Source organism: Dysgonomonas sp. 511 (assembly GCF_010501105.1).
Taxonomy (GTDB): Bacteria; Bacteroidota; Bacteroidia; order Bacteroidales; family Dysgonomonadaceae; genus Dysgonomonas.
In genome coordinates, this window is sequence record NZ_QVMQ01000054.1 from 1 (window position 1) to 6924 (window position 6924).

Annotated in this window: 5 protein-coding genes, 1 tRNA gene and 1 pseudogene; 4 read left to right on the forward strand and 3 right to left on the reverse strand. The window is 43.1% G+C overall.

Annotation, left to right across the window (positions count from 1 at the left end):
• Positions 1–228: 228 nt before the first annotated feature.
• A tRNA-Lys gene (locus D0T57_RS14820) sits at positions 229–301 on the reverse strand.
• 281 nt (positions 302–582) lie between these two features.
• Here D0T57_RS14820 and D0T57_RS14825 point away from each other — a divergent pair.
• The 4 genes from D0T57_RS14825 (at position 583) to sufB (ending at position 5241) form a co-directional block, all read left to right on the forward strand.
• Positions 583–1281, forward strand: coding sequence for a Crp/Fnr family transcriptional regulator (locus D0T57_RS14825; protein ID WP_163274257.1), 699 nt, complete (start codon positions 583–585; stop codon positions 1279–1281).
• Positions 1278–2792, forward strand: a complete 1515-nt coding sequence (locus D0T57_RS14830) for a GH3 auxin-responsive promoter family protein (protein WP_163274258.1) — start codon at positions 1278–1280, stop codon at positions 2790–2792. The genes D0T57_RS14825 and D0T57_RS14830 overlap by 4 nt, the downstream gene beginning before the upstream one ends.
• A gap of 369 nt (positions 2793–3161) precedes the next feature.
• Positions 3162–3569, forward strand: a complete 408-nt coding sequence (locus D0T57_RS14835) for a hypothetical protein (protein ID WP_163274259.1) — start codon at positions 3162–3164, stop codon at positions 3567–3569.
• 214 nt (positions 3570–3783) lie between these two features.
• On the forward strand, positions 3784–5241 hold the full coding sequence (sufB, locus tag D0T57_RS14840) for a Fe-S cluster assembly protein SufB (protein WP_163274260.1): 1458 nt from the start codon (positions 3784–3786) through the stop codon (positions 5239–5241).
• 143 nt (positions 5242–5384) lie between these two features.
• Here sufB and D0T57_RS14845 read toward each other — a convergent pair whose 3' ends face one another.
• Both D0T57_RS14845 and D0T57_RS14850 read right to left on the reverse strand, forming a co-directional pair.
• Positions 5385–6260 (reverse strand): esterase family protein, encoded by an 876-nt coding sequence (locus tag D0T57_RS14845; RefSeq protein WP_163274261.1) that lies wholly within the window; start codon positions 6258–6260, stop codon positions 5385–5387.
• Positions 6261–6296: 36 nt separating this feature from the next.
• Positions 6297–6830, reverse strand: a pseudogene (locus D0T57_RS14850) (glycosyl hydrolase); the annotation flags it as partial.
• Between the last annotated feature and the right edge of the window lie 94 nt (positions 6831–6924).

Genomic DNA, 6924 nt, shown 5'->3' on the forward strand with positions numbered 1-6924 from the left:
GCTATTTTGGCTAAAGCCCTCCTTTTAGCGAGCACCGTATCTGCCAGCTAAAGCAGGCGGCTATAAATCGCTATCCACAAGAATTCGGGAAGATCCCAACTTTCCGGGGTGAGCCCCGAAGTCTCCTTTGGAAGATTAGTCAATAAAAAAAGTCTTCTAAAACATTAGTTTAGAAGACTTTTCTGTGTCTTTGGCTTTGAACTGTCCCCGAAGGTTCGGTTCGCCTAGTGATCCCGCTGGGGCTCGAACCCAGGACCCCATCATTAAAAGTGATGTGCTCTACCAACTGAGCTACGGAATCATGTATTTGCTTTACTAAAGCGAGTGCAAAGGTAGTATAAAATATTTACGTTCCAAATAAATGTCCTAAAAAAATCAAATTTAATTGAGGCAAGCCCAAGAGATGGCACTCCAAAACCCGCCTATGCCACTATTTTACAGCCGCTTATTACAAAATAAAAAAAAGCAGCTTCAAACACAAAAAAACACTATCGAAGTTAAAAGCATGTTGTGCAACATATTTCATGAAAAAAAATATTAACTTTGTTTCTGATACTATAATATTCAATCTATTCTTAATAAATGGCAAATACTAATAGTGTTATAAGCTTGCAGGACTGTATCCCGGAAATATGGAGATTGCTCAGTGAAAAAGAACAAGAGTTGATTTCGCTTAAAGCAGAGATACGAGAATTTAAGAAAAATGAGATTATTTATAGTGAAGAAGAGATGCCTTTGCACTTAATGTGCCTATGCAAAGGCAAGGTCAAGATATACAAAGATGGAGTAGGTGGGCGTAGCCAGATTATCCGTATGATAAGACCTACACAATATTTTGGCTATCGTGCCTATTTCGCCAACCAGCCTTATGTGACCGCCGCCGCCGCTTTCGAATCTTCCACCATCTGTTTTATCCCGATGCAGATAATAGAAGAGGTCGTCTCCGAGAATGCCCAATTAGGCATGTTCTTTATCAGGGAGCTATCTACCGATCTGGGCATTGCTGACGAACGGGTTGTAAACCTCACTCAGAAACATATCCGTGGACGATTGGCCGAATCGCTTATATTCCTGATCGAAAACTACGGGCTCGAAGAAGACGGTGCAACCATAAGCATTTACCTCTCGCGCGAAGACCTTGCCAACCTGTCGAACATGACGACATCGAACGCTATAAGAACCCTGTCTACATTTGTCGACGAGCATATTATTACCCTCGATGGACGCAAGATAAAGATAATTGACGAAGAAAGACTACGACGCATAAGCAAAATCGGATGATCACCAGCCTTACACACAAGTACTTTGAATACCGCTACAGAGAGATAGACAGGTTTATTAATAATCCGGTTGCTACACAAGAGAAGATACTTGCCTACCTGCTCAAAAACGGCTCACAAACATTTATAGGGCAACAATACAGGTTTGCAACGCTCGGGAACAAAGACGACTTCAGAAAGTCTCTCCCCATATTCCACTACGAAGACCTCCGCCCATATCTCGATAAGATACTCAAGGACAAACAGCAGAATGTACTATGGAACAAGCCTGTAGAATGGTTTGCCATGTCGTCGGGTACCACCGAAGATAAAAGCAAGTATATACCTGTCACCCGCGAATCGCTGACGCATGGGCATTATAAATGCGGCGAACAAATGCTTGCCATCTATGGGCATAATAACGATAGGGCTAAGTTCTTTTTCGGCAAGACCCTCGTGCTGGGAGGCAGCAAGCAGATCAACAATATAGGAGGAGGCGTCTTCACAGGAGATATCTCAGCCATACTTATCAAGAACCTTTATTTCTGGGCTAAACGAAGCCGTACGCCCGAAAGTATATCGTTGTTGCCCGACTGGGAAGTCAAGTTGCAGGCTTTGGCCGACTATGCCGTCAAAAACGATGTGAGAGCCTTCATGGGCGTGCCTTCGTGGTTGCTGGTACTGCTAAAGAAGATAAAGGCGGATACAGGCCGCGAACTCACTGATATATGGCCCAACCTCGAAGCTTTCTTTCATGGCGGAGTCAGCTTCACTCCGTTCGAAGAGCAATACAGGAAGATAATCCGGAAGCCCGACATGTGGTACTGGGAGACTTACAATGCTTCGGAAGGCTTCTTCGGTGTTCAATATGCCAAAGATTCGAAGGATATGTTGCTCATGCTCGACAACAATATCTACTACGAGTTTGTGCCCTCTAACGAATGGGATAGCCCGAATCCGAAGACACTGACCCTCGAAGAGGTTGAAACAGGGAAAAATTATGCCCTGTTGATTTCTACAAATGGCGGCCTTTGGCGATACATGATAGGCGATACCATCCAGTTTACTTCTACCAATCCGTACCTGTTCCGTATCACGGGGCGTACCAAGAACTTTATCAATGCCTTTGGCGAAGAAGTGATAATAGATAACGCCGAAAAGGCTCTGGGCGAAGCTTGCAAGGCTACGGGTGCCCAAATTACCGATTATACTGCTGCACCAGTCTACTTTGGCGATGACAGCACCGGGGCGCACGAATGGCTTATCGAATTTTCCGTAGAGCCGGACGATATGGATACCTTTATCCGCTCTTTAGACGATAACCTAAAAATGGTCAACTCCGACTACGAGGCCAAGCGTTCGTACAACCTGTCTCTCGGTCTGCCTCTGGTTAAAAGCTTGCCCGAAGGAACATTCAACCAATTCCTGAAATTGCTGGGCAAGCTGGGAGGACAGAACAAAGTACCCCGCCTGTCCAACAACCGCGACTATATAGACAAGTTGCTGGCCTTTATAGAGCCGGATAAACAATGAATAGAAGTATCCCTGTTACTTTTTCACATGACGCCGCATTGAATCCCGTATCATTTTAACCTATATTCACAATATACAGTTAAAAAGTAACACAAGTAACACTTTTTCATTACTTTTTTATTGTTACTTTTTCTATTCTCTTAGTCACTGTTGACATATCGGCACATCATCCTATTGGCATATTATATAGATAAATATTTCGTATAGAAATGCTGTATATATGAAAAATAAGGAAGGTGTCCTTTATAGTCGTGGTCGGAAGATTTTTACTTCCGCCCACGACTAGCTTTTGCCCCTCATCTCCATATACAACACAACATAAAAGCGACATCAAATGCACATGTCCGACTTTTCAATCGTGCCCTATATTTGGTGAGTAATGTAGAGGATATACACCCACGGGATAAAAGAGGTGCTGGCTTACGGCTCTCGTACTTGGCATTGGATGACACATATGGCAAGTTTGTTGGCGATTACGAAAGTCCTGTGTTTAAGGAAGCCTACCGTAAAGGAGATAAGGTATTCATTACGTTCGACAGCGTGAAGAAAGGCTTAATTATCAAAGGTAGTAAAATAGAAGGATTGAAGATATCGGGAGATGACGGAATATGGAAAGAAGCTACAGGCAAAATAGAAGGGGATAAATTGGTTGTTTCAACGAATGGACTACAGTCCACTACCAAAGTGGATATTAGCTATTGCTTTGATGATGACAGCATCGGGAATTTGTTTTCTACCGAAGGGATTCCTGTGGTGGCTTTTCGCACAAGAATATAATCAAATTATAAGAGAAAAAAACAGAGTTACCTTTTCTAAGATTTTCAACTATAGAACCAAAAGCCAGCCCCATCTGTTCTATCAGTGATGTAAAATATTTATATATGTATATAAATGACTAGAATATCTTATCTTTGCATCGTATAAAAAGGAATAATCTGCCACTGCAAAGCATGGAGATTTTATAAGCTTATAAACGACAAAACAATTAGTAATGCAAGAAACTCAAGATAAAATCTTAGAAGATGTAACCTCCGGCGAATACAAGTACGGCTTCGTTACCGACATCGAAACCGAAGTAATCCCCATAGGGCTGAACGAAGACGTTGTACGGTTGATTTCGGCAAAGAAGAACGAGCCGGAATGGCTTCTCGAATTCCGGTTGAAAGCATACCGCCATTGGCTGACAATGGAGATGCCTCACTGGGCGCATCTCAACATTCCCGAAATAGATTACCAGAGTATCAGCTATTTCGCAGCACCCAAGAAAAAAGACGGGCCAAAAAGCCTTGAAGAAGTAGACCCCGAACTGCTTAAAACATTCGACAAGCTGGGCGTACCGCTTCACGAACGCGAGATGCTGGCTGGCGTACAAGGCATGGCAGTAGATGCCGTTGTAGATAGTGTATCGGTAAAAACGACTTTCAAAGAGGTGCTGGCCGAAAAAGGCATTATCTTCTGTTCGTTTAGCGATGCCGTGCAAGACCACCCCGAATTGGTAAAGAAATACCTTGGGTCGGTAGTTCCATACAGGGATAATTTCTTCGCTACGCTCAATTCGGCAGTGTTCAGCGACGGGTCGTTTGTTTACATACCCAAAGGGGTAAGATGCCCGATGGAGTTATCTACCTATTTCCGTATAAATGCGGCGAATACAGGGCAGTTTGAACGTACACTGATAGTAGCCGACGACGATTCGTATGTCAGCTACCTGGAAGGATGTACCGCCCCTATGCGCGACGAAAATCAGCTGCATGCGGCAATAGTAGAGATAGTAGCTCTCGACCGTGCAGAGGTAAAATATTCTACCGTGCAAAACTGGTATCCGGGCGACAAGGAGGGAAAAGGTGGTATATACAACTTTGTGACTAAACGCGGGGTCTGCAAGGGGCGCGGCTCAAAAATATCGTGGACGCAGGTTGAAACCGGTTCGGCTGTAACATGGAAATACCCATCGTGCATACTTGCCGGCGACGACTCCATCGGCGAATTTTACTCCGTAGCCGTAACCAACAATTTCCAGCAAGCCGATACGGGCACAAAGATGATACACATTGGCAAAAATACAAAAAGCCGCATCGTCTCGAAAGGTATATCGGCAGGACAAAGCCAAAACTCATACCGCGGACTAGTGAAGGTATCTCCTAAAGCTGAAGGAGCACGCAATCACTCGCAATGCGACAGCTTGCTGTTGGGCGACAAATGCGGGGCGCATACATTCCCCTATTCGGATATAGCCAACCCTTCTGCAATCATAGAACATGAGGCTACTACTTCGAAAATAAGCGAAGATCAAATACTGTACTGCAACCAGCGCGGGATAGGTACAGAAGAAGCTGTAGGACTGATTGTAAACGGATATGCAAAAGAAGTGATGCAAAACCTGCCAATGGAATTTGCGGTGGAAGCCCAAAAACTATTGCAGATAAGCCTGGAAGGAAGCGTAGGGTAACCTAATTAACGTGAGTTCGATATAATAGCATGTAGATATCAGCCAGTTATGAATTTCCGTTGTGAGCTTTATTCATATATTTTGGCAAACTATTGACTGCATGCTGTTTTTTGTATCGAACTCACGTTAGATTAATGATAGCACTAATTTTTACCAAAATTACGAGACACATAAGGTAGGCAAACATAAAGAGCTGAATGCCAGTACTCCCAAGCATGCCCTCCGTTGCGCACACGAAATTCGAGCGGGATGCCCGCTTTATGCATTGCCTGTACAAATCTGATATTAGAATCGAAAAGGAAATCATCATCGCCACAATCTACAAACCACCTTATTGACCGGAGTTCATTTTTACGCGTATCATCCGATTCCTCAACATATTTCACACAATCATTTTCGTAAACAGATTTATTAAGAAGGTATCTTTTATCATTCGAATCTCCATCCGGTTTTTCCACGGCAGGGCGCGACATTAAGGCACTCATTGCATATACCGACCCAAACAAATCACTATGTTTTTGCCCATAAGCAGTTGCACCGCCGCCACCCATCGACAATCCGGCTATTGCACGGTGTTGTTTGTCTCCGATTGCACGGTATGACTTTTCTATATACGGTAAAAACTCAGAGAAGAAGAAGGTTTCGTATTTCCACCCGGGCATGTCGAAATAACCGTTCCACACACCTGCATTTATATCGCCTCCTGCATTTGGTGTCACGACAATCATTTCACAGGCTTCGCCCGAAGCTATTAATTGGTCTAGTACGTCTTTCACATGTCCGCGTTCGGTCCAGCCTCTATTTGTATCCATCAGTCCATGCAACAAATACAGAACCGGATACTTCTTGTTTGTATCTGTTGAATAGCTTTTGGGCAGAAAAATATTGTAATCACGATCGGCTTTTAGGACATTACTATAGAACGTACCCGTCTCCATCCTACTCTGTGCCTCCTGCGATTGCGCAAAAACCGATACAGTAATAAGAAAAATAATAACACTAAAACACAGCTTTTTCATATCTTAAAATATAAATTTATACATTAAGTGCCTTATCTAATTCACACTCACACCTTCAGCCATGGTATACATATCCGGCAGATCTTTTGAGAAAATGGATAAATTATCATTATACATCTTCACGAAATCGGTGGACGACGGTTCTCCATTGAATACGGAATAGTAATGAGACCCTTCTCCGTTCGGATCATATTTGTTGCGCCACATTACAACCATGCTTACAGTAGTTCCGGTTTTGTAAGGAGCGATTATCTGCTTTGTCCAATAATCTGTCACTGCGTTTCCATTCAGCCGGATTCCTTCTATGCCTGTTTCTGTAACACCACAAGGCTTTTTCTTTTTGGTAGACAATGTTGTCAGCAATTGCATATTACGGCTCATGGTAGTTGCATTTACGCCATTATAAATATCTGCCCCTAAAAAGTCTACATAATCATCGCCCGGATACCCGTAAAAATACTCTTGTTCAGTCCTCGGGCTTGGAGCATCCGGAGAAAAGGCATAGAGAAATTGTTTAACGTTTTTAGTATCGCGCAGATACTCTACTGTAAATCTCCATAATTTAATGTAATCATTCGGTCTGCCTCATCTTTTACAAGATTTATATAGTTTTTACCTTTGCTGAGAGAGTTAACGATAAATTAAGGAGCCATCAGTTTATGCA

What these genes read in the sequence shown, in the direction of transcription:
- D0T57_RS14825 (WP_163274257.1), top strand. Translation starts at nt 583, where the DNA reads ATGGCAAATACTAATAGTGTTATAAGCTTGCAGGACTGTATCCCGGAA.
- D0T57_RS14830 (WP_163274258.1), top strand. Translation starts at nt 1,278, where the DNA reads ATGATCACCAGCCTTACACACAAGTACTTTGAATACCGCTACAGAGAG.
- sufB (WP_163274260.1), top strand. Translation starts at nt 3,784, where the DNA reads ATGCAAGAAACTCAAGATAAAATCTTAGAAGATGTAACCTCCGGCGAA.
- D0T57_RS14845 (WP_163274261.1), bottom strand. Translation starts at nt 6,260, where the DNA reads ATGAAAAAGCTGTGTTTTAGTGTTATTATTTTTCTTATTACTGTATCG.